Origin of the sequence: Sphaerisporangium album, assembly GCF_003323745.1 — a bacterium.
Lineage (GTDB): Bacteria > Actinomycetota > Actinomycetes > Streptosporangiales > Streptosporangiaceae > Sphaerisporangium > Sphaerisporangium album.
Map to the genome: position 1 here is coordinate 62744 of NZ_QOIL01000001.1, position 26108 is coordinate 88851.

At 71.7% G+C, this 26108-nt stretch carries 27 protein-coding genes and 1 riboswitch; of the genes, 17 read left to right on the forward strand and 10 right to left on the reverse strand.

Annotated elements, in window-relative coordinates:
- Positions 1–52: 52 nt before the first annotated feature.
- From DQ384_RS00240 to DQ384_RS00260, 5 genes are all read right to left on the reverse strand, one after another.
- Positions 53–1093, reverse strand: a complete 1041-nt coding sequence (locus tag DQ384_RS00240) for an ABC transporter ATP-binding protein (RefSeq protein WP_245966154.1) — start codon at positions 1091–1093, stop codon at positions 53–55.
- Positions 1090–2154 (reverse strand): ABC transporter ATP-binding protein, encoded by a 1065-nt coding sequence (locus DQ384_RS00245; protein ID WP_114026593.1) that lies wholly within the window; start codon positions 2152–2154, stop codon positions 1090–1092. The genes DQ384_RS00240 and DQ384_RS00245 overlap by 4 nt, the downstream gene beginning before the upstream one ends.
- 40 nt (positions 2155–2194) lie before the next feature.
- A complete protein-coding gene (locus DQ384_RS00250; protein ID WP_114026594.1) occupies positions 2195–3175 on the reverse strand; it encodes an ABC transporter permease in 981 nt (326 codons plus the stop codon).
- A 90-nt stretch (positions 3176–3265) separates the two neighbouring features.
- Positions 3266–5056 (reverse strand): ABC transporter substrate-binding protein, encoded by a 1791-nt coding sequence (locus DQ384_RS00255; protein ID WP_114026595.1) that lies wholly within the window; start codon positions 5054–5056, stop codon positions 3266–3268.
- A gap of 67 nt (positions 5057–5123) precedes the next feature.
- Positions 5124–6161 (reverse strand): ABC transporter permease, encoded by a 1038-nt coding sequence (locus tag DQ384_RS00260; protein WP_114026596.1) that lies wholly within the window; start codon positions 6159–6161, stop codon positions 5124–5126.
- A gap of 413 nt (positions 6162–6574) precedes the next feature.
- Positions 6575–6703: riboswitch (FMN riboswitch) on the forward strand.
- 317 nt (positions 6704–7020) lie between these two features.
- Here DQ384_RS00260 and DQ384_RS00265 point away from each other — a divergent pair.
- Genes DQ384_RS00265 through DQ384_RS00285 form a run of 5 tightly spaced genes read left to right on the forward strand, consistent with a single transcriptional unit; the run spans position 7021 to position 10463 of the window.
- The gene (locus DQ384_RS00265) at positions 7021–7629 is read left to right on the forward strand and encodes a riboflavin synthase (RefSeq protein WP_114026597.1); all 609 of its coding nucleotides are present in this window, start codon (positions 7021–7023) and stop codon (positions 7627–7629) included.
- A complete protein-coding gene (locus tag DQ384_RS00270) occupies positions 7626–8249 on the forward strand; it encodes a nicotinamide mononucleotide transporter family protein (RefSeq protein WP_114026598.1) in 624 nt (207 codons plus the stop codon). Before DQ384_RS00265 ends, DQ384_RS00270 begins: the two co-directional genes overlap by 4 nt.
- Positions 8246–9499: a bifunctional 3,4-dihydroxy-2-butanone-4-phosphate synthase/GTP cyclohydrolase II gene (locus DQ384_RS00275; RefSeq protein ID WP_245966155.1), complete on the forward strand. Its 1254-nt coding sequence runs from the start codon at positions 8246–8248 to the stop codon at positions 9497–9499. The genes DQ384_RS00270 and DQ384_RS00275 overlap by 4 nt, the downstream gene beginning before the upstream one ends.
- Positions 9496–9966 carry a 6,7-dimethyl-8-ribityllumazine synthase gene (ribH, locus tag DQ384_RS00280; protein WP_114026599.1) on the forward strand — a complete coding sequence of 157 codons (471 nt, stop codon included), beginning with the start codon at positions 9496–9498 and terminating at the stop codon, positions 9964–9966. Before DQ384_RS00275 ends, ribH begins: the two co-directional genes overlap by 4 nt.
- A gap of 35 nt (positions 9967–10001) precedes the next feature.
- Entirely contained in the window at positions 10002–10463 is a 462-nt protein-coding gene (locus DQ384_RS00285) for a PH domain-containing protein (protein WP_245966156.1), read from the forward strand.
- A 53-nt stretch (positions 10464–10516) separates the two neighbouring features.
- Here the strand turns inward: DQ384_RS00285 and DQ384_RS00290 are convergent, their stop codons facing one another.
- From DQ384_RS00290 to DQ384_RS40210, 3 genes are all read right to left on the reverse strand, one after another.
- Entirely contained in the window at positions 10517–10762 is a 246-nt protein-coding gene (locus DQ384_RS00290) for a hypothetical protein (RefSeq protein ID WP_147268586.1), read from the reverse strand.
- A 379-nt stretch (positions 10763–11141) separates the two neighbouring features.
- On the reverse strand, positions 11142–12296 hold the full coding sequence (locus DQ384_RS00295) for an LLM class flavin-dependent oxidoreductase (RefSeq protein WP_114026602.1): 1155 nt from the start codon (positions 12294–12296) through the stop codon (positions 11142–11144).
- Positions 12293–12487 carry a hypothetical protein gene (locus DQ384_RS40210; RefSeq protein ID WP_147268587.1) on the reverse strand — a complete coding sequence of 65 codons (195 nt, stop codon included), beginning with the start codon at positions 12485–12487 and terminating at the stop codon, positions 12293–12295. The genes DQ384_RS00295 and DQ384_RS40210 overlap by 4 nt, the downstream gene beginning before the upstream one ends.
- Before the next feature lie 151 nt (positions 12488–12638).
- Between DQ384_RS40210 and DQ384_RS00300 the strand changes: the two genes are divergently transcribed.
- Genes DQ384_RS00300 through DQ384_RS00315 form a run of 4 tightly spaced genes read left to right on the forward strand, consistent with a single transcriptional unit; the run spans position 12639 to position 16455 of the window.
- Positions 12639–13535 carry an AAA family ATPase gene (locus tag DQ384_RS00300; protein ID WP_425451407.1) on the forward strand — a complete coding sequence of 299 codons (897 nt, stop codon included), beginning with the start codon at positions 12639–12641 and terminating at the stop codon, positions 13533–13535.
- Entirely contained in the window at positions 13528–14646 is a 1119-nt protein-coding gene (locus DQ384_RS00305; protein WP_114026604.1) for a vWA domain-containing protein, read from the forward strand. The genes DQ384_RS00300 and DQ384_RS00305 overlap by 8 nt, the downstream gene beginning before the upstream one ends.
- Positions 14639–15826, forward strand: coding sequence for an XdhC family protein (locus tag DQ384_RS00310; protein ID WP_114026605.1), 1188 nt, complete (start codon positions 14639–14641; stop codon positions 15824–15826). The genes DQ384_RS00305 and DQ384_RS00310 overlap by 8 nt, the downstream gene beginning before the upstream one ends.
- A complete protein-coding gene (locus DQ384_RS00315; RefSeq protein ID WP_114026606.1) occupies positions 15823–16455 on the forward strand; it encodes a nucleotidyltransferase family protein in 633 nt (210 codons plus the stop codon). The genes DQ384_RS00310 and DQ384_RS00315 overlap by 4 nt, the downstream gene beginning before the upstream one ends.
- 163 nt (positions 16456–16618) lie before the next feature.
- On the opposite strand, the gene DQ384_RS00320 is transcribed toward DQ384_RS00315, so the two are convergent.
- A complete protein-coding gene (locus DQ384_RS00320) occupies positions 16619–17098 on the reverse strand; it encodes an Lrp/AsnC family transcriptional regulator (RefSeq protein ID WP_114026607.1) in 480 nt (159 codons plus the stop codon).
- 131 nt (positions 17099–17229) lie between these two features.
- Here DQ384_RS00320 and DQ384_RS00325 point away from each other — a divergent pair, with 131 nt between their 5' ends.
- The 4 genes from DQ384_RS00325 (at position 17230) to pcaF (ending at position 22035) form a co-directional block, all read left to right on the forward strand.
- On the forward strand, positions 17230–18321 hold the full coding sequence (locus tag DQ384_RS00325; RefSeq protein ID WP_114026608.1) for a thiamine pyrophosphate-dependent dehydrogenase E1 component subunit alpha: 1092 nt from the start codon (positions 17230–17232) through the stop codon (positions 18319–18321).
- Between the two features lie 40 nt (positions 18322–18361).
- Positions 18362–19327: an alpha-ketoacid dehydrogenase subunit beta gene (locus DQ384_RS00330; RefSeq protein ID WP_114027009.1), complete on the forward strand. Its 966-nt coding sequence runs from the start codon at positions 18362–18364 to the stop codon at positions 19325–19327.
- Positions 19324–20685 (forward strand): dihydrolipoamide acetyltransferase family protein, encoded by a 1362-nt coding sequence (locus DQ384_RS00335; RefSeq protein ID WP_114026609.1) that lies wholly within the window; start codon positions 19324–19326, stop codon positions 20683–20685. Before DQ384_RS00330 ends, DQ384_RS00335 begins: the two co-directional genes overlap by 4 nt.
- 147 nt (positions 20686–20832) lie before the next feature.
- The gene (gene pcaF / locus DQ384_RS00340; RefSeq protein WP_114026610.1) at positions 20833–22035 is read left to right on the forward strand and encodes a 3-oxoadipyl-CoA thiolase; all 1203 of its coding nucleotides are present in this window, start codon (positions 20833–20835) and stop codon (positions 22033–22035) included.
- Positions 22036–22077: 42 nt separating this feature from the next.
- On the opposite strand, the gene DQ384_RS00345 is transcribed toward pcaF, so the two are convergent.
- Positions 22078–22722, reverse strand: coding sequence for a TetR/AcrR family transcriptional regulator (locus DQ384_RS00345; RefSeq protein ID WP_114026611.1), 645 nt, complete (start codon positions 22720–22722; stop codon positions 22078–22080).
- Between the two features lie 182 nt (positions 22723–22904).
- On the opposite strand from DQ384_RS00345, the gene DQ384_RS00350 reads away from it, so the two are divergent.
- The 4 genes from DQ384_RS00350 (at position 22905) to nusB (ending at position 26098) form a co-directional block, all read left to right on the forward strand.
- Entirely contained in the window at positions 22905–23948 is a 1044-nt protein-coding gene (locus DQ384_RS00350; protein ID WP_114026612.1) for an LLM class F420-dependent oxidoreductase, read from the forward strand.
- Between the two features lie 72 nt (positions 23949–24020).
- Entirely contained in the window at positions 24021–25070 is a 1050-nt protein-coding gene (locus DQ384_RS00355) for a M24 family metallopeptidase (protein WP_114026613.1), read from the forward strand.
- Positions 25071–25125: 55 nt separating this feature from the next.
- Entirely contained in the window at positions 25126–25686 is a 561-nt protein-coding gene (gene efp, locus DQ384_RS00360) for an elongation factor P (RefSeq protein ID WP_114026614.1), read from the forward strand.
- Between the two features lies 1 nt (position 25687).
- Positions 25688–26098, forward strand: coding sequence for a transcription antitermination factor NusB (nusB, locus tag DQ384_RS00365; RefSeq protein ID WP_114026615.1), 411 nt, complete (start codon positions 25688–25690; stop codon positions 26096–26098).
- Positions 26099–26108 lie beyond the last annotated feature (10 nt).

Sequence of the window (26108 nt, forward strand, 5' to 3'; positions counted from 1 at the left end):
CGGTGGATCAGGCGAGGGCGGGTCCCGGACTCGGGCGAGGACGGCCCGGGACTCAGGCGAGGGCGGGGTCGAGGACGATGTCCTGGCCGTGGGTGGTGGGGGCCTCGGGGAAGTGGCAGGCGGTCAGGTGGCCCTCGTGGTTGCCCTCCAGGCGGACCAGCGGGGGTTCCTCGGTGGTGCACCTGTCCTGGGCCTTCCAGCAGCGGGTGCGGAACCGGCAGCCGGACGGCGGGTCGATGGGGGAGGGGACGTCGCCGGCGAGGCGGATGCGCTCGACCGGCTCGGTGCCGTCCTCGGGGAGCGCGACCTCGGGGACGGCGGACAGCAGGGCGTGCGTGTACGGGTGGCGCGGGCGTTCGTAGATCGACGTCCGGTCGCCCACCTCGACGATCTTGCCGAGGTACATCACCGCGACACGCTGCGAGAAGTGCCGCACCACCGCGAGGTCGTGCGCGATGAACAGGAACGCGATGCCGAGGTCCCGCTGGAGCTGCTGCAGCAGGTTGATCACCTGCGCCTGGATCGACACGTCCAGCGCGGACACCGGCTCGTCGGCGACGATGAGCTTGGGCTCCAGGGCGAGCGCGCGGGCGACGCCGATCCGCTGGCGCTGGCCGCCGGAGAACTCGTGCGGGAACCGGTTGTAGTGCTCGGGGTTGAGCCCGACGATCTCCAGCAGCTCGCGGACGCGCTTCTGCCGCCCGCCCGGCGGCTCGATGTCGTTGACCTCCATGGGGCCGCTGATGATCGTGCCCACAGTGTGCCGGGGGTTCAGCGACGAGTACGGGTCCTGGAAGATCATCTGGATCTCGGACCGGATGGGCCTGAGGTCGCGGCGGCTCGCGTGCGCGATGTCCTTGCCGTTGTACACGATGCTTCCGGACGTCGGCTCCAGCAGCCGCGCCACCAGGCGCCCGGTGGTGGACTTGCCGCAGCCGGACTCGCCCACCAGGCCGAGGGTCTCTCCCGCGCCGACGGTGAGGTCGATGCCGTCCACGGCGTGCACACGCCCGATCTGGCGCTTGAAGACCAGCCCGCCGAGGACGGGGAAGTGCTTGGTCAGGCCGGACAGCTCCAGCAGGGTCTCGGTCACAGGAGTTCCTTGATCTTGCCGTCGAAGATTTCCCGCTTCTGGGCGAGCGTCAGATAGCAGGCGTCGCGGTGCCCCTCGGCGGGGGACAGCTCGGGCCGCTCGGTGGCGCACACGTCGGACCCCACGAGCTGACGGTGGTCGCACCGGGGGTGGAAGGGGCAGCCGGGCGGAGGGCTCAGCAGGCTCGGGGGGGTGCCGCGCACGGGCAGCAGCGGGAGGTCCACGTTGGAGGAGAGCTTCGGCATCGAGCCGAGCAGCCCCCAGGTGTACGGGTGGCGGGGCTCGCGCAGCACCTCGTGCGTGGTGCCCTGCTCGACGGCCCGGCCCGCGTACATCACGAGCACGTTGTGCGCGGTGTTGGCCACGACGCCGAGGTCGTGGGTGATGAGGATGATGGACGTGCCGAACTGCTGCTGCAGATCCTTCAGCAGGTCCAGGATCTGCGCCTGAACGGTGACGTCCAGCGCCGTCGTCGGCTCGTCGGCGATGATCAGGTCGGGGTCGCAGACCAGCGCCATGGCGATCATGACGCGCTGGCGCATGCCGCCGGAGAACTGGTGCGGGTAGTCGTCCACCCGGGTCCTGGCGTGCGGGATGCCCACGCGTTCCAGCATCTCGACGGCCCGCGCCCGCGCCTCGGCCCGGCTCGCGCCCTTGTGCTTGCGGTACACCTCGGAGATCTGGCGTCCGACGGTGTGGTACGGCGACAGGGAGGTCAGCGGGTCCTGGAAGATCATCGCGATGCGGTTGCCACGCAGCTTCTCCATCGTGGAGCGGGACGCGCGCAGCAGGTCCTGGTCCTCCAGCCAGATCTCCCCGCCCAGCTTGGTCTGCGTGGGGTCGTGCAGGCCCAGGATCGCCAGGTTCGACACCGACTTGCCCGAACCGGACTCGCCGACGATGCCGAGCGTGGTGCCCTTCTGGAGGTCGAACGAGAGCGCGTCGACCGCGTGGACGACGCCGTCCTCGGTGGAGAACTCGACCGACAGGTCGCGGACCGACAGGAACGTCCCGGGACCACGCGGTGTCGCCGGCTCGCGGTCCCAGGTCACGGTGGTCACTCGCTGCTCCTTCGGGTCGTACGGTGTGCGCGCATGCCGGTCAGCCGAGCCTGACACGGGGGTCGATCACGGCGTAGAGCATGTCGACGACGATGTTGAGGATGACGATCGCGAAGGCCCCCACCAGGGTGACGCCGAGCAGCATCGGCAGGTCGGTGTTCTGCACGGCCCGCACGGCGAGCTCGCCGATGCCGTGCAGGGTGAACGTCTGCTCGGTGATGATCGCCCCGCCGAGGAGGGTGGCGAGGTCGACGCCGAAGATGGTCACGATGGGGATCATGGCGCCGCGCCAGGCGAACCTGAGGAAGACCGTGCGGCTCGACATGCCCTTGGCCCGGGCCGTGCGCACGTAGTCCTCGGCGAGCTGCTCGACCATCACCGAACGCGTCATGCGCGTGTAGTTCGCGGTGAAGATGATCGACAGCACGAACCAGGGGATCAGCAGGTGGACGAACCACCCGAGCGGGTCCTCGGTGAACGGGATGTAGGACGGGCGGGGCAGCAGCCCCATGCTGTCCACGACGAAGAAGACCACCAGCGGCCCGACGAAGTAGATCTGCAAAGACGCGCCGATCACCGACGACGTGCTCGCGATCTTGTCGAGCGGCTTTCCCTGCTGCCAGGCGGCGATCATGCCGGTGACGATGCCGAACGACAGGATCACCACCGCCGCGCCCAGGGTGACCGAGACGGTCACCGGGAAGCGGTCGAGGATCGCGGCGAAGACGGGCTCCTGGGTGGCGAAGGAGTACCCGAGGCAGGGGGCGGCGCACGCGCCGAACTGGACGAGGTCGCGGCCGGTGAAGATGCCCGTCAGCCAGTGCCAGTACTGCACGAACAGCGGGTCGTCCATGCCGAGGTTGTGCCGGATCAGTTCCAGGTTCGTGGGGGAGCAGATCTTCCCGCAGAACGCGCGCGCGGGGTCGCGGGGGATCGCGTAGAAGAGGAAGAACGTGACGGCACTGATGATCAGCATGATCACGGCGGCGCCGATGAGTCGGCGTACGAAGAACCGGAACATGACCTCGGGCTTCTTTTCTTGCCGGCGGAAATTGAGGGCCTGCGGGAGGCGCCGCCGCCCGGACGCGTGCCCGGGCGGCGGCGCCGACGGCTACTTGACGTAGACGTTGAGCGGGGACTGCTCACCCTGGATGGGGTCGAACTCCACCCCGCCCAGGCCCGAGCCGTACAGACCGAAGTAGGTCTGGTAGTACTCGGGGACGATGGGCGCCTGCTCCATGATCTTCTTGTCGATGGCCGCCCACGCCTTGCCCGCCTCGGCCGCGTCGGTGACCTTGTTCGCGGCGTCGATCGCGGCGTCGATCGCCGGGTCGCTGAAGTGGCTGTAGTTGGAGGCGTTGTCGGCGATCAGCCGGCCGTCGAACAGCGGCTGGATCGCGGTCGAGCCGGTGGGCCAGTCGGCCGCCCAGCCGCCCCAGTAGATGTCGTACTTGTTGTCCACCGGGCCGATCGCGTCGTAGAAGGTCGCCGGGTTGAGCGGCTTGGCCACCACGTTGAAGCCGGCCTTGGTCAGCGCGTCCTTGACCGCGACGGTGATCTTCTCCTGCGTCGGCGTCTGGTTGTAGGCGTAGACGACCGTCGGGTTCGGCTGCCCGGCCTCCTTCAGCAGCGCCTTGGCGGCCTCGGGGTCGCCGTTCGGCTTGGCCAGCATGCCGTACAGGTCGAATGCCTCGTACCCGAGGACGGTCGGGCTCATGACGGTGGTGGCGATCTTGCCGGTGTTGACCTCGCCGCCGGAGATGAGCTGGAGCTGCTTGGACGGCCACGCCTTGATGATCGCCTGGCGGACCTTCACGTTCGTCAGCCGCTTGTTGTTGAGGTTGTAGAACGTGGTGAACGGCGTCAGCCCCTGGATGGACCGCTTCATCACCTCGGCGTTGCCCAGCACCTCCTGCACGCGCTCGGCCGCGACGGCGTTGTGGAACGTCATCGCCGTCTTGTCCGCGCCCGTGTCGGCGAGGAAGCGCTCGGTGGAGTTCTGCGACTGGACGCCGAACTCCATGTGCCACTTGTCGGGGTAGGCGTTGCGGATCGGGTCCGTCTTCGGGTCCCAGTGCGGGTTGCGCTCCAGGTCCATGGACTTGTCGGTCACATGGCTGACGATCTGGTACGGCCCGGAGGAGAAGGGCTTCTTGTCGTACTTCTCCTTGGTGTCCTGCGCCTTCGGCACGGCTCCGTAGCCGGTCATGGCCAGGGTGAAGTTCAGGTCCGGGTGCGGGTCCTGCAGGTGGAAGACCACGGTCTTGTCGTCGGGCGTCTCGACCGCGTCCAGCGACTTGCCGTTGTACGGGCCCTCGTACGCCTTGCGGTAGTCACCCTTGACGAGCCACTGCTGCAGGTAGGTCGGCCCCTCGGTGATGAAGGGGGCGTAGAGGCGCTCGACGCTGTACTTGATGTCGCCCGAGGTGATCGGGGTGCCGTCCTGCCACTTCAGGCCGTCCTTCAGCGTGAACGTCCACGTCTTGCCGCCGTCGGTGGTGGTGCCGGTGTCGGTGGCGAGGTCGCCGACCAGCTTGATGCCGTCGGCGCCCTTGCGGTAGCCGGTGAGCTGCCGGGTGAACAGCAAGGACGCGGTCTGGTTGTAGTTGAGGTACACGCGGCCCGGGTCGAGGTGGGAGAAGTCGTCACGGTCGATCATGTTCACCGTGCCGCCGGGCTTGGCGCCCTCGACGGGGGTCGCGGGACCGGTGGAGTCCGCCGCGGTGCCCACGGTGATCGAGCTGACGGCCTTGTTCTCCAGGGGCTTGGTCGGCGTGGCCGCGCCGCCGCTTCCCGTCGCGGCCGGTCCGCCGCCTCCGCCCTTGGCGCACCCGGCCAGCGCGAGGGCCCCGGCCGTGAGGATCGCCGCCGCCGCGGTGGCCCGCCTGCGTGAGACTTTCATATCGCCCTTCCTGATCATTACAAGCCGCCCCTGGGAGGCAGGTCGGCGGAGAGGAGAGTGGTGCGGCTCATCGCCGGGTCTTGGGGTCGAAGGCGTCCCTGAGGGAGTCCCCGAGCAGGTTGAACGCGACGACGAAGATCACCATGGAGACGCCGGGGAACACGAGGTAGGTGATGTCCTGGTGGTAGACGTTGGAGCCCACCAGGAACATGCGGCCCCAGTCCGGGGTCGGCTCGGTCATGCCGACGCCGAGGAAGCCCAGGCCCGCCTCCGCGCCGACGTACAACGGCAGCGCGAGGGTGGACTGGATGATGATGGGCGTCCAGAGGTTGGGCAGCAGTTCCTTGAAGATGATCCGCCGGGGGGAGGCGCCGGTGACCTTGGCCGCCTCGATGAACTCGCGCTCGCGCAGCGAGAGCACCTGGGAGCGCAGCAGGCGCGAGATCGTCGCCCAGCCGAGGACGGTGAGCACCACGCAGATCGAGACGTAGCGCAGCCACACCGGCGTCTCCTCGTCGGGGGAGACGAACGCGGCCTCGACCACCGGCAGGAACACGATGAGGAACAGCTGTGACGGGAACGCCAGCAGCGTGTCGATGATCCGGCCGATGACGTAGTCGGTCTTGCCGCCGGCGTACCCCGACCAGATGCCCATGACGACGCCGATGAACGTCGTGACGATCGTGACGATGATCGCGATGGACAGCGAGGTGCGGATGCCGTACACGAGCTGCATGAACACGTCGCGGCCCAGCCCCGGCTCCAGGCCGAACCAGAAGTCCCCGCTCACGCCGCCGTTGGGGGCGATGGGGTAGCCGTACGGGTTGAGCAGGCCGGGGACGTTCTGCCCGTAGGTCGTGTACGGGTCCTTGCCGTACAACCACGAGATGACCGGCGCCAGGAGCGCCACCAGGAAGTAGAACGCCACGATGCAGGCGGACACGACGCCGGTGCGGTCACGGCGGAATCGCCGCCACATGAGCTGGGCCGGGGAGCGTCCCACCAGGGCGGAGCCGCCCGCCTCGGCGGCCGGGGACGGGGCGCGGCCGACGCTGTCGCCGTCGCCCGCCCCGGTCCCGGTCGTGGCCTGTGAGGGGAGTGTCATTGTGCGGGTGCCACCAGAGATCGATCGCGGTAAATCGTGACTTGAAGGAACCTTGGCAATTTATTACCTGCCGGTCAATGTCCGGGACGCATCCTTTACACGATTTCGCCGTTCGTTGTGCAATGTCAATCAGGTTGTGTCCGCTCACGTCTTGACCTGCGCCGATGAGCTAGGACACACTGCGCATTACACGCAATTTCAAGTGTCACGATTTCGTGACACAAGCAAGACGTGGACATGACGATATCAGCGGATTAGCCCCCGTCCCCCGTCAAATCAGTCCAAGTCGCGGTGATCGGCTCGGCCCGCCTGGCGCTCCCGTCAGGGGCAACCCCAGCAAGCAATCGCTTGGTGATGTAGGGGTGCCGAGGGTTACGCCCTCTTTGCGTGGCATGGCACACTGAGAGGCAGAGCAGCGTGCTCCGGGGTCGGTGAAATTCCGAACCGGCGGTGACAGTCCGCGACCCGGCCGAGTCCATCGGCCGGTGGACCCGGTGGAATTCCGGGACCGACGGTGAAAGTCCGGATGGGAGGAAGCGCGCGCGTCCGGCGACCCGTCGCCGGGCATCTGTGTGGTGTGCTCGCGCGCCGCACCCGTTCACCCCGGGGCCCGCAGTGGCAGTCGTAGCCGCTGGCGAGGAGGGGGACGGGGTGCGCCGACAGGACGTCACCACGCGCGTGGGCCCGCGCGCCGTTCACGGGCTCCGTGCCTCCTTTCCTCACCTGATCCCCCCGTGTCCGCGCGCCCCTCGCGCGCGACGCGGCGGAAGACGCCGCGCCCCTTCCGGGTTGCTTCCTCTCGCAGGATCTGATCGGCCCGAGCTCCGGCTGCTCCCGGCCGCACGCACAAGGAGCGTTGATGTTCACTGGAATCGTTGAGGAGCTCGGCGAGCTCACCGGCGTGGAGACGCTGCCCGACGCGGCGCGTCTCACGATCCGGGGCGAGGTCGTCGCCGACGGCGCCCGGCACGGCGAGTCCATCGCCGTCAACGGCGTCTGCCTGACCGTCGTGGACGCCGGCGAGGACGCCTTCACCGCCGACGTGATGAAGGAGACGCTCGACCGCAGCTCGCTCGGTTCCCTCACCCCGGGGACGCGCGTGAACCTGGAGCGCGCCGTGCGCGCGGACCAGCGGCTCGGCGGCCACATCGTCCAGGGCCACGTCGACGGCACCGGCACGGTGCTCGCGCGCGAGCCCGCCGAGCACTGGGAGGTCGTGCGGGTCTCGCTGCCGCCGGAGCTGGCCCGCTACGTGGTCGAGAAGGGCTCCATCGCGGTCGACGGCGTCAGCCTCACCGTCGTGGACGTCGGGGAGGCCGAGTTCTCGGTCAGCCTCATCCCGACCACGCTGGAGCTCACCACCCTCGGTTTCAAACGGCCGGGAGACCCGGTCAACCTCGAGGTGGACGTGATCGCCAAGTACGTCGAGAAGCTCGTCGGCGCGCACACCGCGGGGCGGGCCTCGTGAACTGGACCCAGGCGGGTTTCGAGGTGCTGGGCCAGCACGTCCTGTGGATCGACCTGGCCGGCAACGCCGGCGCGCTCGCGACCGTGTGGCTGGCGATCCGGCGCACCATCTGGACCTGGCCGGTGCAGTTCGCCTCTTCCGTCCTGCTGCTGGTCGCGTCGCTGCAGGCTCACATCACCGGCAACGCGCTGAAGCAGGCGATGTTCGGCGCGCTCGCCGTCTACGGCTGGGTCAGGTGGGTGCGCGGCACCCGGAACGGCGAGACGCTGCCCGTGCGGCCCGGCACCCTGCGCGAGCGCCTCGTGCTGATCGCCGTCATGGTCGCGGCCACCGGCCTGGTCGCCTGGTTCTTCACGGCCACCGGCTGGTCCTGGGCGCCGTGGCCGGACGCCTACATCTTCGTCGGCAGCGCCATCGCGACCTACGCCCAGGGCAGGGCGCTGATCGACTTCTGGTGGATCTGGGTGGCCGTCGACCTGGTCGGCGTGCCCCTGGCCTTCACGTCCGGGCTGTACGTGTCCGCCGTGGTCTACGGGATCTTCTTCGTCATGGTTCTGCTCGGGGTCCGCGCGTGGCGGCAGCAGTACGACAACCGCCGCCTGGAGGTGGCCACAGCATGAGCTCCGGTATGAACACCGGTATGAACACCGGCACGAGCGACATCAAGCTCGACCCGATCGAGCGGGCGATCGAGGACATCCGCGCCGGCAGGCCGGTCGTCGTGGTGGACGACGAGAACCGCGAGAACGAGGGCGACATCATCTTCGCCGCCTCCAAGGCGACCCCCGAGCTGCTGGCCTTCACGATCCGCTACACCAGCGGCGTGATCTGCGTCCCCATGCTGGGCGAGCACCTGGACCGGCTGGGCCTGCCCCTGATGGTCCAGCAGAACCGCGAGCGGCTGCGCACGGCCTACACGATCAGCGTGGACGCCCGCGACGGCGTCACCACGGGCATCTCGGCCGCCGACCGGGCGAGGACGATCCGCACGCTCGCCGACTCGGCGACCGAGCCGTTCGAGCTGGTGCGGCCCGGCCACATCTTCCCCCTGCGCTACCGCGCGGGCGGGGTGCTGGCCCGCAGGGGCCACACCGAGGCGTCGGTCGACCTGGCGCGGCTGGCCGGGCTCACCCCGGCGGGCGTGCTCGCCGAGGTCGTGAACGACGACGGCACGATGGCGCGCCTGCCCGAGCTGCGCCGGTTCGCCGACGAGCACGACCTGGCGCTCGTCTCGATCGAGCAGCTCGTGGAGCACCGGCGGCGCACCGAGAAGGTCGTCTCCCGGGTGGCCGCCACCGACATCCCCAACAAGTACGGCATCTGGCGCGCGTACGGCTACGCCAGCGGCATCGACGGCGGCGAGCACGTCGCCCTCGTCTACGGCGACCTCGGCGACGGCGAGAACGTGCTGGTCCGCGCGCACTCCGAATGCCTGACCGGAGACGTGCTCGGCTCGCTGCGCTGCGACTGCGGCGTGCAGCTCGACCACGCCATGCGGGCGGTCGCCGCCGAGGGCAGGGGCGTCATCGTCTACCTGCGCGGGCACGAGGGGCGCGGCATCGGGCTGCTGGCCAAGCTGAAGGCCTACAGCCTCCAGGACAACGGCAGCGACACCGTGGACGCCAACCTGGAGCTGGGCCTGCCGGTGGACGCCCGGGAGTTCTCCAACGCCGGCCAGATGCTCGCCGACCTCGGGGTCAAGTCGGTGCGGGTGCTCACCAACAACCCCGCCAAGGTGCGCGGCCTGGACGGATACGGCATCAAGGTCGTCGGGCGCGAGCCCATGCCGGTGTCCGTCAACGAGTACAACGTCAAATACCTCACGGCCAAGCGCGACCGGCTCGGCCACCAGATCGAAGGAGTCCGATGAGCGGGGAAGGGCGGCCCGCCGCCGAGGCCGTGCGCGCCGAGGGCCTCACCGTGGGCATCGTCGCCGCCCGGTGGCACGAGCGGATCACCGACCAGCTCGTGGCCCGCGCCGAGCGGGCGGCCGACGACTGCGGCGCGGCCCGCGTGACGGTCCGGGTCGCGGGCTCCCTGGAGGTGCCCGTCGTGGCCCAGGCCATGGCCCGGCGGCACGACGCCGTGGTGGCGCTCGGTGTGGTCATCCGGGGCGAGACGGCGCACTTCCAGTACGTATGCGATTCGGTCACATCAGGACTGACCAGGGTGTCGCTGGACGAGTCGACTCCGGTGGGCAACGGCGTCCTGACATGTGACAACCTTGATCAAGCCATAGACCGGGCCGGTCTGCCCGGCAGTCATGAGGACAAGGGGTACGAGGCCACGGTCGCGGCGATCGAGACCGCGCTGGTCCTGCGTGACCTGAAAGGATGAGACGTTGCCCCGCCGATCCGCCCGCGGTGCCCGCCGTGCCTGAGCCCGACCTGCCGCCGCCGTCACTGCCGATGATCTGGCGGCCCCGCCGCGCCCGCGTCATGGCGTACGCCGCCGCCACGGTCATGGTCGTGGGCTCGGTCGTGCTCGCGGTGGTGCTGCCGCCGCCGTTCAAGCTGCCCGACAAGATCGGCCTGGTGCTGTTCGGGTGCCTGGTCGGGTTCATCCTGCACCTGCTCGGACGCCTGCGGGTCGAGGCCGACGAGCACGGCATCACGGTCGTGAACGCCGTCCGCGTCCACCGCTACGAGTGGCCGGAGGTGCTGGGCGTCACGCTGGCGGAGGGCGAGCCCTGGCCCAGGCTGGACCTGGCCGACGGGTCCAGCGTGGGCGCCATGGGCATCCAGGGAACGGAGAAGGGCCGCTCACGCCGCGCGGTGGCGGAGCTGCGAGCGCTGATCCACAAGTACGGCGAGGCACCCGACCACAGCCCCTGACACGTCCCGAACGCGCCCGAACCGCCGTGCCGGAGGCGCGGCCATCAACACGGTCAGGCGTCGTCGGGGGGGAGGGGAGGGTAGCGGCTCTTGCGGCGGGACTCGGCGGTCGCCTGCTCGTCGAGCTGGCGAGCCAGGTCGTCCAGATCGTCGGCGCCGAGCAGGTTGGACACGCCGAACCGGGCGGCGGTGGTGGACCAGGGATTTCGCCGGTAGGCGACCCATCCGCCGTAAAAGTCAAGGATCTCCCACGTTCTGCCGTGGCGCTGCCGCACCTCGGCGAACGTCAGGCGCTTCACGGTCGCCATGAGGCTTCGCGGGTGACAGTCACGATGACAGCTTCCCTTCGCCGGTAACCCTAGTCAACATCGTGCTTACAGAACGTGAGGGTCGCGTTCAAGTGTCATTCGGCGCCCGAGGGCCCGTGGATGACTCAACGAAGCGATTCAGGCACATTCCGTCGGGTCCCCGTGCGGGAACGGCTGTCCAGTACCGGCAACACGAAGGATTGGGCCCCCGGGACGGGCCCCCGCCTCCGGAGGTGTCCAGGGGTCGGCATGCCGCCGCCTCCGGGGACCGGCTGCCCGGGGACGGCGAAGGACGCCCGCGTCAGGGCAAGAGGGCGCCGGCACTCATCGCGACGAATGTCCGCGCACAGGCAGCGCGCGAGGACAGCCCTCAGGCCGCGCGACCGGAGGGGGCTCCATGGGCGCTGTCCAGCACGCCTCGGCGGCGTAGTTCGGGCAGCACGCCCTCGCCGAACCAGTAGGCCTCCTCCAGGTGGGGGTAGCCGGACAGGACGAACTCGGTCAGGCCGTGGGCGGCGTACTCCTCGATCAGGTCGGCCACCTCGGAGTGGCTGCCGACCAGCGCCGTGCCCGCGCCACCGCGCACCAGCCCGACACCCGCCCACAGCCCCGGGTGGATCTCCAGGTCGTGGACGCCGCCGCCGTCGCGCCGGAAGCCCTCGTGCAGGGCCAGCATGCGCTTCTGGCCGACGGAGTCGCTGCGCGCCAGCGTCCGCTGCGCGGTGCGGACGTCCTCGGGGTCGAGCGCCGACAGCAGGCGTCCGGCCTCGGCCCACGCCTCCTCGGAGGTGTCCCGGGTGATGACATGCAGCCGGATGCCGAACCTGAGCGTCCGCCCCTCCTCGGCGGCCAGGCCCCGCACCCAGGCGATCTTCTCGGCCACCTGCGCGGGCGGCTCACCCCAGGTCAGGTACGTCTGGACGTGCCTGGCCGCGACCCGGCCCGCCGCCGCCGACGAGCCCCCGAAGTACAGTTCGGGCGCCGGCGACGGCGCCTCGGCCACGGTCGCGCCCTCCACCTGGTAGTGGGCGCCGGTGAAGTCGTACGGCGTGCCGCTCCACGCGCCGCGCACGACGGACAGGAACTCGTCGGTGCGGGCGTACCGCTCGTCCTTGGACAGGTGGTCGCCGAAGCGGCGTTGCTCGGCGCCCTCCCCGCCGGTAACGACGTTGAGCAGCAGCCGGCCGCCGGAGATCCGCTGGTAGGTCGCGGCCATCTGCGCGGCCAGCGTGGGGGAGACGAAGCCGGGGCGGAACGCGACGAGGAACTTCAGCGTCCTGGTCTGCTGGGTGAGCGCGGCGGTGACCAGCCAGGCGTCCTCGCACCAGGTGCCGGTCGGGGTCAGCACGGCCTCGAAGCCGAGCTGCTCCGCCGACCGGGCGATCTGGCCGAGGTAGTCGATGGACGGCGGGCGGAAGGGGGCGGCGGCGGCCTTGCCGTGGCCGCGCTGGAGGCCGTGACCACCGCCGACGATCGACCGGCTGTCCCCGGAGGTGGGCAGGAACCAGTGGAACCTCAGGCTCATGGTCGGGCGCCCTTCTCGGCGATGTCGTTCAACCGGCGGTCGGTGTGGTCGGCGGCGCGGCCGGGGTTCAGGGTGCGGCCCGGCTCGGCGAGCTCGCCGTCCACCCTGCGGATCCCCGCGACGGCGCCGGGCGGACCGGCGGTCGTGGCAGGGGCGCGTGCCGCCTGAACGTCCAGTGCGGGTGAGGGCATGGCGGGACCTCGCGGGGAGGGTGTGACGTGCGGCGTCGCGTCACATGATTGTCGCCAATACCTACCAAGTCAATATGTATACGGATGCCTCAAGCCGCGCGGATCAAGACCCGCGTCCGCGGCCGCCGATGACGCGTAATCTGATGGGGTGGTGAACAGGGCACTCCGGGCGGCCGACATCCCCACCCCGGGCGCGCTCGCCGAGCTTCTCGACGCGCACGCCTACCTGGCCGGCGAGGGGCTCGCGACGGCGTGCTTCCTCGCGCTGAAGATGGGCAGGCCGCTGTTCCTCGAAGGCGAGGCCGGGGTCGGCAAGACCGAGCTGGCCAAGACCCTCGCCGCCGTCCTCGGCGCCCCGCTGATCCGCCTGCAGTGCTACGAGGGCCTGGACGCCGCGCAGGCCCTCTACGACTGGGACTTCGCCCGGCAGCTCCTCCACCTCAAGGCCGCCGAGGCCACGGGGGCCACCGGCGCCGCCGAGGCCGGCCGTCTGGAGGGCGAGCTGTACGATCGCCGGTTCCTCATCGCCCGGCCCCTGCTCCGGGCGCTGGAGACCCAGCCCAGCGTGCTCCTCGTGGACGAGATCGACCGCGCCGACGACGAGTTCGAGGCGTTCCTGCTGGAGGTCCTGTCCGACTTCACCATCTCCATCCCCGAGCTCGGCACCGTGCGCGCGGCCACGCCGCCCGTGGTCGTCGTCACCTCGAACCGCACCCGGGACGTGCACGACGCGCTCAAGCGGCGCTGCCTCTACCACTGGCTGGAGCACCCGTCGTTCGAGCGGGAGGTCGCGATCCTGAGGCGGCGGCTGCCCGCCTGCACCGAGGCGCTCGCCTCCCAGGTCGCGGCCGCCGCCGGGCGCCTGCGCGCCGCCGGCCTGGTCAAGCCGCCCGGCATCGCCGAGACCCTCGACTGGGCCGAGGCCCTGCTCACGCTCGGCGCCCGCGACCTGGACCCGGGCCTGGCCGCCGCCACCCTCGGCGCCCTGCTGAAGTACCGCGAGGACCAGCAGGCGGTGCTGGCGAACGGGCTGCTGCGCCATGGCTGACCCGCCGGCGCGACCTGACGGCCTGGTCGCCACGCTGACCACGCTGACCGGCTTCGCGCGCACGCTGCGGGCCGCCGGGGTCGCGGCCGACCACGAGCGCACCCAGAACATGCTGCGCGCCGCCGCGCACCTGGACGTCACCGACCGCTCGGCCGTCTACTGGGCCGGCCGCCTCACCATGTGCGCGGGCCCGGGCGACCTGCCCCGCTACGACCGCTGCTTCGCCGCCTACTTCGGCGGCGAACGGCCCCGCCCCGGCCGCGCCACCCCGCCCATGGTCACCGTCGTGCGCCACACCCTCGCCCCGGACGCCACCGGCGACGGCGACGCCGCCGGGCACGAGGCGCTCGCCGCCACCGCCAGCGCGGTCGAGGTGCTCCGGCACCGTGACGTCGCCCGCCTGAGCGCCGCCGAGCTCGCCGAGATCCACCGCATGCTCGCGCTCCTGCGCGCGCGCAGGGAGCCGCGCCGCTCACGCCGGTTCGCGCCGTCCCACCGGGGCAGGCTCGATCCCCGCCGCACCATGCGCGAGGCCCTGCGCAGGGGCGGCGAGGTCTCCCGCCTGCGCCGCAGGTCCCGCCGGGTGCGGCCCCGCCGCGTCGTGCTGCTGGTCGACGTCAGCGGGTCCATGGCCCCGTACGCCGACACGCTGCTGCGCCTGGCCCACGCCCTGGTGCGCTGCGAGCCGCGCGCCACCGAGGTCTTCAGCGTCGGCACCCGGCTCACCCGGATCACCGCCGAGCTGCGCCACCGCGACCCGGGGACGGCCATGCGCGAGGTGTCGGCCGCCGTCCCCGACTGGAGCGGCGGCACCCGGCTCGGCGACGAGCTCAAGCGGTTCCTGGACCGGGGGTCGGGCGCGAGGGGCGCGATCGTCGTGATCGCCTCGGACGGCTGGGAGCGCGGCGACCCCTCCCTGCTCGGACGGCAGATGGCCCGGCTGTCGCGGCTGGCCTACCGCGTGGTGTGGGTGAACCCGCACAAGGGGCGGGAGGGCTACCAGCCGCTGACCGGCGGCATGCGCGCCGCCCTGCCGCACGTCGGCGCGTTCGTCGCCGGGCACAGCCTGGCCGCCTTCGAGGAGCTCGCGGAAAGGCTGTCCCATGCGTGACGTGCTGTCGCAGATCGTGCGGTGGTGGGAGGCCGGCGAGCGGTTCGGGCTGGCCACCGTGGTGAACACCTTCCGCAGCGCGCCGAGGCCGCCCGGCGCGTCCATGGCCGTGCTCGGCGAGGAGGCCGTCGGCAGCGTGTCCGGCGGGTGCGTGGAGGGAGCGGTGTACGAGCTCGCCCACGAGGTCGTCGCCGGCGGACGGCCCGTGCTGCGACGGTACGGGGTGAGCGACGACGACGCCTTCTCCGTCGGCCTCACCTGCGGCGGCATCATCGACGTGCTCGTGGAGCCGGTGTCCGCCGAGGACTTCCCCGAGCTCGGCGAGATCGCCGCGTCCGTCCGCCGCCAGGAGCCGGTGGCCGTCGCGACCATCCTGTCCGGACCGGGGCGCGCCGGGGCGCGGCGGGTGGTGTGGCCGGACCGCGCGTCCGGGTCGCTCGGCTCGGCCAGGCTCGACGCCGCGGCGGACGACGACGCGCGCGGCATGCTCGCCCAGGGCCTGACGGGCGTGCGCAGGTACGGGCCCGAGGGCGAGCGGCGGCTGGACGACCTGGAGGTGTTCGTCCACTCCTTCGCCCCGCCGCCGCGCATGCTGGTCTTCGGGGCCATCGACTTCGCCGCCGCCGTCGCCAGGATCGGCAAGTTCCTCGGCTACCACGTCGTCGTGTGCGACGCCCGGCCGGTGTTCGCCACCGTCAAGCGCTTCCCCGAGGCCGACGAGGTGATCGTCAAGTGGCCGCACGACTACCTGTCGGCCGCCCACGTGGACGAGCGCACGGTCGTCTGCGTGCTCACCCACGACCCGAAGTTCGACGTGCCGCTGCTGGAGGTCGCCCTGCGCACGCCCGCCGGATACGTCGGCGCGATGGGGTCGCGGCGCACCCACGACGACCGGCTGGCACGGCTGCGCGAGGCGGGCCTGACCGAGGAGGAGCTGGCCCGGCTGCGCTCCCCGATCGGCCTGGACCTCGGCGCGCGCACGCCCGAGGAGACGGCCGTCTCGATCGCCGCCGAGCTGATCCAGCTCCGCTGGGGCGGCTCGGGCCGCGCGCTGACCGAGACCAGCGGGCGCATCCACGGAGCGTCCGGCCCCGAAGGCGTGCGCCGCGCCCGGGCGGTCGCGGGAGACGACGCCGGCGCGGGCGAGGGGGCCGAAGGCGTCGCGGGCGAGGGAACGTGAACGAGCCCGCCGCCACGCGGTGCGCCGGGCTGCTGCTCGCGGCCGGCGCGGGCGCGCGGCTCGGCACGCCCAAGGCGGCGCTGGAGTTCCAGGGCGAGCGGCTGGCCGACCGGGGCGTGCGCCTGCTCCGCGACGGCGGCTGCCATCCGGTGGTCGTGGTCATCGGCGCGGTGACCGTGCGGGTCCGCGGCGCGGTGACCGTGCGCAACCCCTCCTGGGCGACCGGCATGGGCTCGTCCCTGCGTACGGGGCTGGACGCGCTGCCGCTCACGGCCGAGGCGGTCGTGGTGGCCCTGGCCGACCAGCCGCTCATCCGTCCCGGAGCCGTGCGCCGGCTGATCGAGGCGTGGGCGCGCGGCGCGGCGGTCGCGGTCGCCACCTACGGCGGCGCGCCGCGCAACCCGGTGCTGATCGGCAGGGAGCACTTCGGCGAGGTCGGCAGGCTCGCGGCCGGGGACGCCGGGGCCCGCCCGTTCCTCCGGGCGCATCCCGATCTGGTCACGCTCGTGCCCTGCGACGACGTGGGCGATCCGGCCGACATCGACACGCCCGGTGATCTCGCCCGCCTCTCCGGCGCGGCGGACACCGACCGGCCCCGCCCCGGCGGGGCGTCGTCGAGTCCGTCCTAGGGGACGACCGGGCCCTGCGGCGGGCCGCGGGTGGGGTGGCGCGGGTCGTTGATCCGGATACGACGCCGCCGAACCGCTGCCGATGCCGCCGTCCACATCCATGGCGGTGTCGGCGGCCGCGGCGCGACAAGGGAGTGGACACTGATCCAGACCCGGCGTCCGGTCAGTACCCCTCGGGCCCGGCGAGACCGGGCTCGGCGCCGCCGATCGGCTCCGGCTCCTCGAACACCAGCAGTGTGCGCGTGGAGAGCACCCCGGGGATGCCCTGGATGTTGTCGAGCACCAGCCGCCTCAGGGCGGCGTTGTCCGCGGCCCGCACGAGCAGGATCACGTCGAACTCGCCGCCCACCAGGGCCATGTGCACGACCCCCGGCAACGTGCGCAGGCGTTCGCGGATCTCCCGCCAGTCCGGCTGCGTGAGGTTCAGCGTGATGTACGCCGAGGTCGAGAGGCCACGCGCGACCGGGTCGACCCGTGCGGTGAAGCCCCGGACCACCCCGGTCTCCCGCAGGCGCGACAGCCTCGCGTAGGCGTTCGCCCGGGAGATGTGCAGGGTCTCGGCCAGCGTGCGCACGGCGATCCGGCCGTCGCGCACCAGCTCTTCGATGATGCGGTGGTCGGTGCTGTCCAGGGCGTCTGCCACCTGTCTCCTCGTCCCCCTCTGCGAGTCATCAAATATGGACGTTTGGCTCTGGAAATGTGCCGCAGCGTGGACATCTTCTCAAATACCTGCCCAATATGGAAAACGTTCGGCCCCTCGCCCACAATCGCTGCATGACACCTGACCACGACCATCTGCTCCCCTCGGCTCGGCCGGTCGTGCTGATCGACTCCGGCGGCCGCCCCGTCGAGTCCGCGGGGTACGCCCTGCCCCCGGACGATCATCTGGTCAAGGCGTACGAAGCCCTCGTCGTGGGGCGCCGCGTCAACGACCAGGCCTACGCCCTGGTCCGCCAGGGCAGGCTCGCGGTGTACCCCTCGTCACACGGGCAGGAGGCCTGCCAGGTCGCGGCGGCCCATGTCCTCCAGGACGGCGACTGGCTGTTCCCCACCTACCGCGACACCGTGGCGGCCGTGGCACGCGGCGTGGACCCCGTCGAGGCGCTCGTGCTGCTCAAGGGCGACTGGCACTCCGGCTACGACCCGCACGCGCACCACGTCGCCCCTCAGGCGACGCCGCTGGCGACGCAACTGCCGCATGCCGTCGGCGTCGCGCACGCCGCCCGGCTGCGAGGTGAGCCGACGGTGGTGATGGCGCTGTGCGGGGACGGCGCGACGAGCGAAGGCGACTTCCACGAGGCGCTGAACTTCGCGGCGGTGTTCCGGACACCTGTTGTCTTCTTCGTGCAGAACAACGAGTACGCCATCTCGGTACCGCTCGCCAGGCAGAGCGTCGCGCCGTCGCTGGCGCACAAGGGGATCGGCTACGGCGTCCCGGGCGAGCGGGTCGACGGCAACGACGTGGCCGCGCTGCTCGCCGTGCTCGGCGGGGCGGTGGCGCGTGCGCGGGCGGGGGAGGGACCTCAGCTCGTCGAGGCGCACACATACCGCATGCACGCCCACACCAACGCCGACGACGCGACGCGGTACCGGCAGGACGAGGAGGTCCAGGCATGGGTGGGGCGGGACCCCCTCACCCGCCTGGACGCGTTCCTCGGCGGACGCGGCCTCCTCACGGATCAGATGCGGGAGAGCTGCGCCGGGAAGGCCGAGCGAATCGCGGCGGCCATGCGGGCCGGCCTGGCCAAGGACGTACGCCCGGACCCGTCCGAGCTCTTCGCCCACGTCTACTCCGCGCCGACGCCCCAGCTCCTGGAGCAGGCCGCTCTCGTCGCCGATGAGCTGAGCAGAGAGGAAGGACACTGAGGTGACCCGGATCGCGACGACCCCGCACGGGAAGCTCTCGATGGCGCAGGCGCTGAACCGTGCCCTGCGCGACGCGATGGCCGAGGACGAGTCGGTCCTCGTCTTCGGTGAGGACGTCGGGCCGCTCGGGGGTGTCTTCCGCATCACCGACGGTCTCACCGAGACCTTCGGCGCGAATCGCTGCTTCGACACGCCCCTCGCCGAGTCCGGGATCATGGGCATGGCGGTGGGCCTGGCCATGAACGGCATGCGCCCCGTGGTCGAGATGCAGTTCGACGCCTTCGCCTATCCCGCGTTCGAGCAGGTGGTGAGCCACGTCGCGAAGATGCGCAATCGCACCCGGGGGCGCGTCACCCTGCCGATGGTCATCCGCATCCCGTACGCCGGCGGCATCGGCGGCGTCGAGCACCACTGCGACTCCTCGGAGTCCTACTACGCGCACACGCCCGGTCTGCACGTGGTGGCCCCGGCCACCGTCGCGGACGCCTACACGCTCCTGCGCGAGGCCATCGCCTCGCCCGACCCCGTCGTGTTCCTGGAGCCGAAGAAGCTCTACTGGAGCAAGGAGGAGGTCGAGATCCCGGCCGGCGGCCCCGGGATCGGCCGGGCCGTCGTCCGTCGCGAGGGCGCCGACGCGACGCTCATCGCCTACGGCCCCTCGGTGCCGGTGGCGATGGCGGCGGCGGAGATCGCGGCACAAGAGGGGCGCGGGCTCCAGGTGGTCGACGTCCGCTCGATCGTCCCGTTCGACGACGAGACCGTGTGCCGGGCGGTGCGGTCGACCGGACGGGCCGTCGTCGTGGCGGAGGCGAGCGGCTTCGCCAGCGTCTCCTCCGAGATCGTCGCGCGGGTGACCGAGCGCTGCTTCCACTCCCTGGCCGCGCCCATCCGCCGCGTGGCCGGTTTCGACATCCCCTACCCGCCACCGAAGCTGGAGCACTACCACCTTCCCGGCGTGGACCGGGTGCTGGACGCCGTCGACGACCTGCAGTGGGAGGACGCGTGAGCGAGCGGACCTTCCTGCTTCCCGACCTCGGCGAGGGCCTGACAGAGGCCGAGATCGTGCGCTGGCTCGTGGCCGAGGGTGACGAGGTCGCGATCGACCAGGCGGTCGTCGAGGTCGAGACCGCCAAGTCCATCGTCGAGGTGCCGAGCCCGTTCGCCGGAACGGTCTCGCGGCTGCACGGGGCCGAGGGCGAGACCCGCGAGGTGGGCAAGCCCCTCATCTCCGTCACCGCACAGGCGGGGCCGCGGGCCGGGTCCGCCGCCGCGGAGTCCACGGCCCTCCCCGCGGCGGAGACCTACCGCGAGGAGGAGAAGGCCGGGTCGGGCAACGTGCTCATCGGATACGGCACGCCCGCGCCGGGCTCGTCCGCGCGACGTCGCCGGCCGCGGGCCTCGGCGCCCGCCTCCAGGAGCGGCGCACCGGCCCCGGCCGCACCCCCTGTGGCCGCCGCGTCCGCGCCGGCTCACCTCGCCCCGCTGGTCCTGTCCCCCCTGGTACGGCAGCTCGCGCGGAGCAACGGCATCGACCTGCGGGAGGTACGGGGCACGGGAGGCGGCGGCCTGATCACGCGCGGCGACGTGCAGGGCGCCGTCCGCCACGGGGAGGGCGCCGTCGGCCACATGCCGGTCGCGGCGGTCACGACGCCCTCGGCGGGACCGGCCCCGGCCTCGGAGCGCCGGACCCCGCTGAACGGTTTCCGCAAGGCCGTCTCGGCGTCTCTTTCCCGAAGCCGGTCGGAGATCCCCGAAGCCACCGTCTGGGTCGACGTCGACGCGACGGCGCTGGTGGAGCTGCGGGAGAGGGCGCGCACCGCGGACCATCCGGGGCCCGGGCTGCTGGCCTACCTGGCCCGTTTCGTCGTCGCGGCCCTGAAGCTGTACCCCGTGTTCAACGCGCGCCTCGACACCGAGCGCCAGGAGATCGTCGAGTACGACCGCATCGACCTGGGGCTGGCGGTCCAGACCGAGCGAGGCCTTGTCGTGCCCGCGGTGCTCGGTGCCGAGCGCTTGTCGACCGCGCGGCTCGACGCCGAGATCCGCGGCCTCACACGCCGGGCCCGGGAAGGCCGGGCCTCGCGCGAGGAGCTGACCGCGGGCACCTTCACCCTGAACAACTACGGCGGGTTCAACGTCGACGGCAGCGCCGCGATCATCAACCACCCGCAGGTGGCCATCCTCGGGTTCGGGCGCATCATCGACCGGCCGTGGGTGGTCGACGGCGAGATCCGGATCCGCAAGATCACCCAGATGTCCTTCGTGTTCGACCACCGGGTCTGTGACGGCGGCACCGCGGCGGGGTTCATGCGTGCCGTGGCGGATGCCGTCGAGAACCCCGCCTCCGCGATCGAGAGGCTGTGAGCTCCCCGTCCGCCCCACCCCCTCTCGACAGGAGCGGTCGTGAGCCGCACGACGACCACCGGCCGACCGGCGGTCTCGCGGGGGCTTGACATCGTGCCGCGGGCCTGGCCACCATGCGGACCGAACATTCGGTTTGAAGGATGCGATATGACTCCTGCCTACCTCGTCGACGGCTGCCGGACGCCGATCGGCTCCTATGGAGGCGCGCTGAGCGCCGTCCGTCCGGATGACCTCGCCGCGCATGTGCTGCGCGTCATCGCCGCACGCCACCAGGGCATCGACTGGTCGGAGCTCGACGACGTGATCCTTGGTTGCGCGAACCAGGCAGGGGAGGACAACCGCAACGTCGCGCGCATGGCGGTGCTGCTCGCGGGCCTGCCCGTCGAGGTCCCCGGCACCACCGTGAACCGGCTGTGCGGCTCCGGTGCGGACGCGGTCGCGATGGCCGCCCGTGCCGTGTCCAGCGGCCAGGCGGACCTCGTGGTGGCCGGCGGCGTGGAGAGCATGAGCCGGGCGCCGTACGTGATGTCGAAGTCGGCCAAGCCGTTCGGCCGGGACGCGCAGATGGCCGACACCACCCTGGGCTGGCGTTTCGTCAACCCGGCGCTCGAGTCCGCCTACGGCGTGGACACCATGGGAGAGACGGCGGAGAACGTCGCGGAGAGGTTCGGCGTCAGCCGTGAGGACCAGGACGCCTTCGCGTTCCGCTCCCAGCGGCGCGCGGCCGGGGCGCGGCGGCGCGGACGCCTCGGCCTGGAGACGGTCCCGCTGAGCGTTCCCCGGCCACGCGCCGAGGCGGTGGTCGTCGAGGCCGACGAGCATCCCCGCGAGATCACGCTGGAGAAGCTCGCGAGCCTGCGGCCGGTGTTCCGCGAGGGCGGCTCGGTGACCGCGGGCAACTCCTCGGGCATCAACGACGGGGCGGCCGCCCTTCTCATCGCCTCCGAGGCCGCTGTCGAGCGCCACGGCCTGCGGCCGCTCGCGCGCGTGGCCGGGGCCGCCGTGGCGGGTGTCGAGCCTCGCTACATGGGGATCGGCCCGGTGCCCGCGACGCGCCGCCTGCTCGGGCGCCTCGGCCTCGGGGTGGGCGACCTGGACCTGGTCGAGCTCAACGAGGCCTTCGCGGCCCAGGCGCTGGCCGTGCTGCGCGAGCTCGGGCTGCCCGCCGGCGGCGACCTGGTGAACCCGAACGGCGGCGCGATCGCCCTGGGGCACCCGCTGGGCATGAGCGGCGCGCGCCTCGCGCTGAGCGCCGCTGTCGAACTGGGGGAACGGGATGCGCGGCGTGCCCTGGTGACCATGTGCATCGGTGTGGGCCAGGGCATCGCCCTCCTGCTGGAGCGCGCCTGAGGGAGCGGCCCGGCACGTCCGCCCCCGGGCCCGCCCGGGGGTTCACCCCCGACCGGCGCCGGTGCCGATGCCGTCGAAGATCATCGCGGTGATGCGGTCGGACAGGACGTCGGCCGTGAGGTCCCTGCTCGGGCGGTACCACTCGATGAGCGAGTTGATCAGCCCGAACATGAGCCGGGCGGTGGTGGCCGCGTCGACGTCGGGGCGGATGTCGCCCTCGTCGATGGCCTTCTGCACCAGCCCGGCCACCACCTTGTCGAAGCCGCGCCGTTGCTCCATCGCCCAGCGTTCCGTCTCGGTGTTGCCGTGCACCCGCAGCAGCAGGGTGACGTAGGGGAGCCGGTCGGCGAGCACCTGAACGTCGCGCCGGATGAGGTACCGCAGCCGGTCGACGGCCCGGCCGGTGAGCGCGCCGTCCTCCCGCGTGGTGGCCAGAAGGGGGTCCAGCGCCCGCCCGAGTGCGATGCGGAGCAACTGCTCCTTGCTCTCGATGTGGTGGTAGATCGAGGACTTCGACAGGCCGGACGCCTTGGCCAGGTGCTCGATGCTCGTGCCGTCGTACCCGCGCTCGGTGAAGACCGAGACCGCGACCGCGAGCAGCCTGTCGAGGTCGTAGCGCGGGCGGGGCTCGCCGGAGGGAAGGAGGTGACCGCGGCGAGCGGCGGGCTTCGTCGTCACGGGGTTCATCCTCCCACCCGACGGCCCGTCACCCGGCGGGGGTGTGCCGGCGCCGCTCGATCACATGGAAGCGTCCGACGGAGTGCCCGCCGGCGGCGGGGGAGAGCTTGGTGGGCGCGGGGAGACTCGATAGCCTTGGCTGCGAGCCGGTGGAACATCATTCGGTTCGCCGCCTAACGGGAGGACTGCGGATGCGCGTCGGCATGGCACTCAACTACGCCGGAGGCTTCAAGGAGACCGTGGCCGAGCTGGGCGACTACGAGAGCGCCGGGCTGGACATCGTCTTCGTCGCCGAGGCCTACACCTTCGACGCCGTGAGCCAGATGGGCTACATCGCCGCCCGCACCGAGCGCCTGCAGATCGCCTCGGGCATCCTGCCGATCTACTCCCGCACCCCCTCCCTGCTCGCCATGACCGCCGCCGGCATGGACTACGTCTCCGACGGCCGTTTCGTGCTCGGCCTCGGTGCCTCGGGGCCGCAGGTCATCGAGGGCTTCCACGGCGTGCCGTACACCGCGCCGCTCGGCCGCACCCGCGAGGTGATCGAGATCTGCCGCAAGGTGTGGCGGCGCGAGCGGCTCACCTACGAGGGCGCCCACTACACCCTGCCGCTTCCCCCCGGCAGCGGCACCGGCCTCGGCAAGCCCCTCAAGCTGATCAACCACCCTGTCCGCCCGCGCATCCCCATCGTGATCGCCGCGATCGGCCCGAAGAACGTCGAGCTGACCGCCGAGCTGGCCGAGGGCTGGGAGCCGATCTTCTACGTGCCCGAGAAGGCCGCCGACGTCTGGGGCTCCTCGCTGGCGGCGGGCAAGGCCAGGCGGGACGCGGAGCTCGGCGAGCTGGACGTCATCGCCCAGGCCACGCTCGCCATCGGCGACGATGCCGGCGACCTGCTGGACCTCGGCCGTCCGATGGCCGCGCTCTACATCGGCGGCATGGGCGCCAAGGGCAGGAACTTCTACAACGACCTGGCCCGGCGCTACGGGTACGAGAAGGAGGCCGAGCTCATCCAGGACCTGTACCTGGAGGGCAGGAAGGACGAGGCGGCCGCGCACGTCCCGAGGGAGCTGCTGGAGAAGATGTCCCTGGTCGGTCCCGAGGGATTCGTCCGGGACCGCATCGCGGCGCTGAAGGAGTCGGGCGTCACCACGATCAACGTGGCCCCGGTCGCCCCGAGCCACGCCGAGCGCCTCAAGCTCGTCGAGAAGGTCAAGGAGCTGGCGGACGGCTGACGCCCCGGGCTTGGGCACGGCCTGGCGTAAGGGATTCCGGGCCCGGGCGGGGCAGGCCGTACAGTCGGAAACATGACCACCGTTCACGAATCGCGGCGCGCGGCGCTCGCCGCCCTGCTCGCCGAGCACGACGCCCGCGCGATGCTGGTCACCCGCGCGGTCAACGTGCGCTACCTCACCGGCCTGGTCAGCTCGAACGCCGCCGTGCTGGTGCGGGACGACGGGCCCCCGGTGCTCGCCACCGACTCCCGCTACACCGAGAAGGCGCGCGGCGTGTGCGACGGCGTCGAGGTCATCGAGCGCCGCGACGTCACCTCCGCGCTGGTCCGGCTCGCCGACCGGCCCGGCGTCGAGGCCCACGACATGTCCGTCGCCGAGTACCGGCGCCTCGGCGGCGACCTGCCGCTCCTCGGACGGCTCGTCGAGCGGCTGCGGGTGGTCAAGGACGAGTCGGAGATCGCGGCGCTGCGCACGGCCTGCGAGCTGACCGACCGGGCGTTCGCCGGCGTCGTGGCCACGATCGCGCCCGGCATGACCGAACGGCAGGTCGCCCGCGCCCTGGAGGCGCGCATGGCGGAGCTCGGGGCGGACGGCCCCGCGTTCGACACCATCGTGGCGAGCGGGCCCAACGGCGCGGTCCCGCACCACTCGCCGGGCGGGCGTCCCATCGAGCGCGGCGACCTGGTGACGATGGACTTCGGCGCCCTGTACGACGGGTACCACGCCGACATGACCCGCACCGTCGCCGTGGGCGCCCCGAGCGGCTGGCAGCGCGAGCTGTACGACCTGGTCCTGGCCGCCCAGCGGGCCGGGCGGCACGCGCTCGCCCCCGGGGCCGGCACCGACGAGGTCGACGCGGCCGCGCGCACGCTGATCGAGGAGGCCGGGCACGGCGAGCACTTCGGGCACGGCCTGGGGCACGGAGTCGGCCTGGAGATCCACGAGGACCCGTTCCTGCGTTCCGCGGGTGCCGGTAGACTTGAGGATCGAGTTCCGATCACCGTCGAGCCCGGCGTCTATCTGCCGGGCAGGGGCGGCGTCCGGATCGAGGACACTCTCGTCACGCGTGCCGGCGGCCCGGAACTCCTCACCCGCACGACCAAGGAGCTGCTGGTCCTGTGAACGGGCAGGATCGTGGCCGAGCTCGGCGTGACCATGACGACGCAGGAGATTACGAGTGGCGACGACCAACGACCTCAAGACCGGACTGGTGCTCAAGCTCGACGGTGGCGAGCTGTGGAGCGTGGTGGAATTCCAGCACGTCAAGCCCGGCAAGGGCGGCGCCTTCGTCCGCACCAAGCTGAAGAACGTGCTCTCTGGCAAGGTCGTCGACAAGACCTTCAACGCCGGCGTGAAGGTCGAGGTGGCCAACGTCGACAAGCGCGAGATGCAGTTCTCCTACCTTGACGGCGAGGAGTTCGTCTTCATGGACACCGAGACCTACGACATGCTCAACGTGCCGCGGGCGACGGTCGGCGACGCCGCCAACTACCTCCTGGAGAACACCCTCGCCACCGTGGCGATCAACGAGGGCAACGTCCTCTACATCGACCTTCCCGCGGCCGTCGAGCTGACGATCGCCCAGACCGAGCCGGGTCTGCAGGGCGACCGCTCCACCGGCGGCACCAAGCCCGCCACGCTGGAGACCGGCGCCGAGATCAAGGTCCCGCTCTTCATCACCACGGGCGAGAAGGTCAAGGTCGACACGCGCACCGGCGAGTACCTCGGCCGGGCCTGAGGTGTCCGCTCGGGGAAAGGCGCGCAGACGCGCACTGGACATCCTGTTCGAGGCCGAGCTGCGGGACGAGCCCGCGGCCAAGGTCCTCGCCGAACGGGTCGAGCGGGCGGAACCGCCGGTCAACGAGTACACCTCGGCGCTGGTCGAGGGCGTCGACCGGCACCGGCCCCGCATCGACGAGCTGATCTCCACCTACTCCGAGGGCTGGACCCTCGACCGCATGCCCGCAGTGGACCGCAACCTGCTGCGCGCCGGCACCTACGAGCTGCTGTGGGTGCCGGACGTCCCGGAGGCCGTGGTCATCAGCGAGTGGGTGCACCTCGCCTCCGAGCTGTCGACCGACGAGTCTCCCCAGTTCGTCAACGGCCTGCTGGCGCGGTTCAAGCAGCTCAAGCCCTCCCTCGCCCTGTAGGGGCGCCGGG

Bases quoted from the DNA above. Each gene is read 5' to 3' on its own strand.
- ribH (WP_114026599.1), top strand. From the start codon at position 9,496: ATGAGCGGGGAAGGGCGGCCCGCCGCCGAGGCCGTGCGCGCCGAGGGC.
- DQ384_RS00265 (WP_114026597.1), top strand. From the start codon at position 7,021: ATGTTCACTGGAATCGTTGAGGAGCTCGGCGAGCTCACCGGCGTGGAG.
- DQ384_RS00295 (WP_114026602.1), bottom strand. From the start codon at position 12,296: ATGAGCCTGAGGTTCCACTGGTTCCTGCCCACCTCCGGGGACAGCCGG.
- DQ384_RS00345 (WP_114026611.1), bottom strand. From the start codon at position 22,722: ATGAACCCCGTGACGACGAAGCCCGCCGCTCGCCGCGGTCACCTCCTT.
- DQ384_RS00275 (WP_245966155.1), top strand. From the start codon at position 8,246: ATGAGCTCCGGTATGAACACCGGTATGAACACCGGCACGAGCGACATC.
- DQ384_RS00325 (WP_114026608.1), top strand. From the start codon at position 17,230: ATGACACCTGACCACGACCATCTGCTCCCCTCGGCTCGGCCGGTCGTG.
- DQ384_RS00305 (WP_114026604.1), top strand. From the start codon at position 13,528: ATGGCTGACCCGCCGGCGCGACCTGACGGCCTGGTCGCCACGCTGACC.
- DQ384_RS00310 (WP_114026605.1), top strand. From the start codon at position 14,639: ATGCGTGACGTGCTGTCGCAGATCGTGCGGTGGTGGGAGGCCGGCGAG.
- DQ384_RS00250 (WP_114026594.1), bottom strand. From the start codon at position 3,175: ATGTTCCGGTTCTTCGTACGCCGACTCATCGGCGCCGCCGTGATCATG.
- DQ384_RS40210 (WP_147268587.1), bottom strand. From the start codon at position 12,487: ATGCCCTCACCCGCACTGGACGTTCAGGCGGCACGCGCCCCTGCCACG.
- DQ384_RS00350 (WP_114026612.1), top strand. From the start codon at position 22,905: ATGCGCGTCGGCATGGCACTCAACTACGCCGGAGGCTTCAAGGAGACC.
- DQ384_RS00255 (WP_114026595.1), bottom strand. From the start codon at position 5,056: ATGAAAGTCTCACGCAGGCGGGCCACCGCGGCGGCGGCGATCCTCACG.
- DQ384_RS00330 (WP_114027009.1), top strand. From the start codon at position 18,362: ATGGCGCAGGCGCTGAACCGTGCCCTGCGCGACGCGATGGCCGAGGAC.
- pcaF (WP_114026610.1), top strand. From the start codon at position 20,833: ATGACTCCTGCCTACCTCGTCGACGGCTGCCGGACGCCGATCGGCTCC.
- DQ384_RS00260 (WP_114026596.1), bottom strand. From the start codon at position 6,161: ATGACACTCCCCTCACAGGCCACGACCGGGACCGGGGCGGGCGACGGC.
- DQ384_RS00355 (WP_114026613.1), top strand. From the start codon at position 24,021: ATGACCACCGTTCACGAATCGCGGCGCGCGGCGCTCGCCGCCCTGCTC.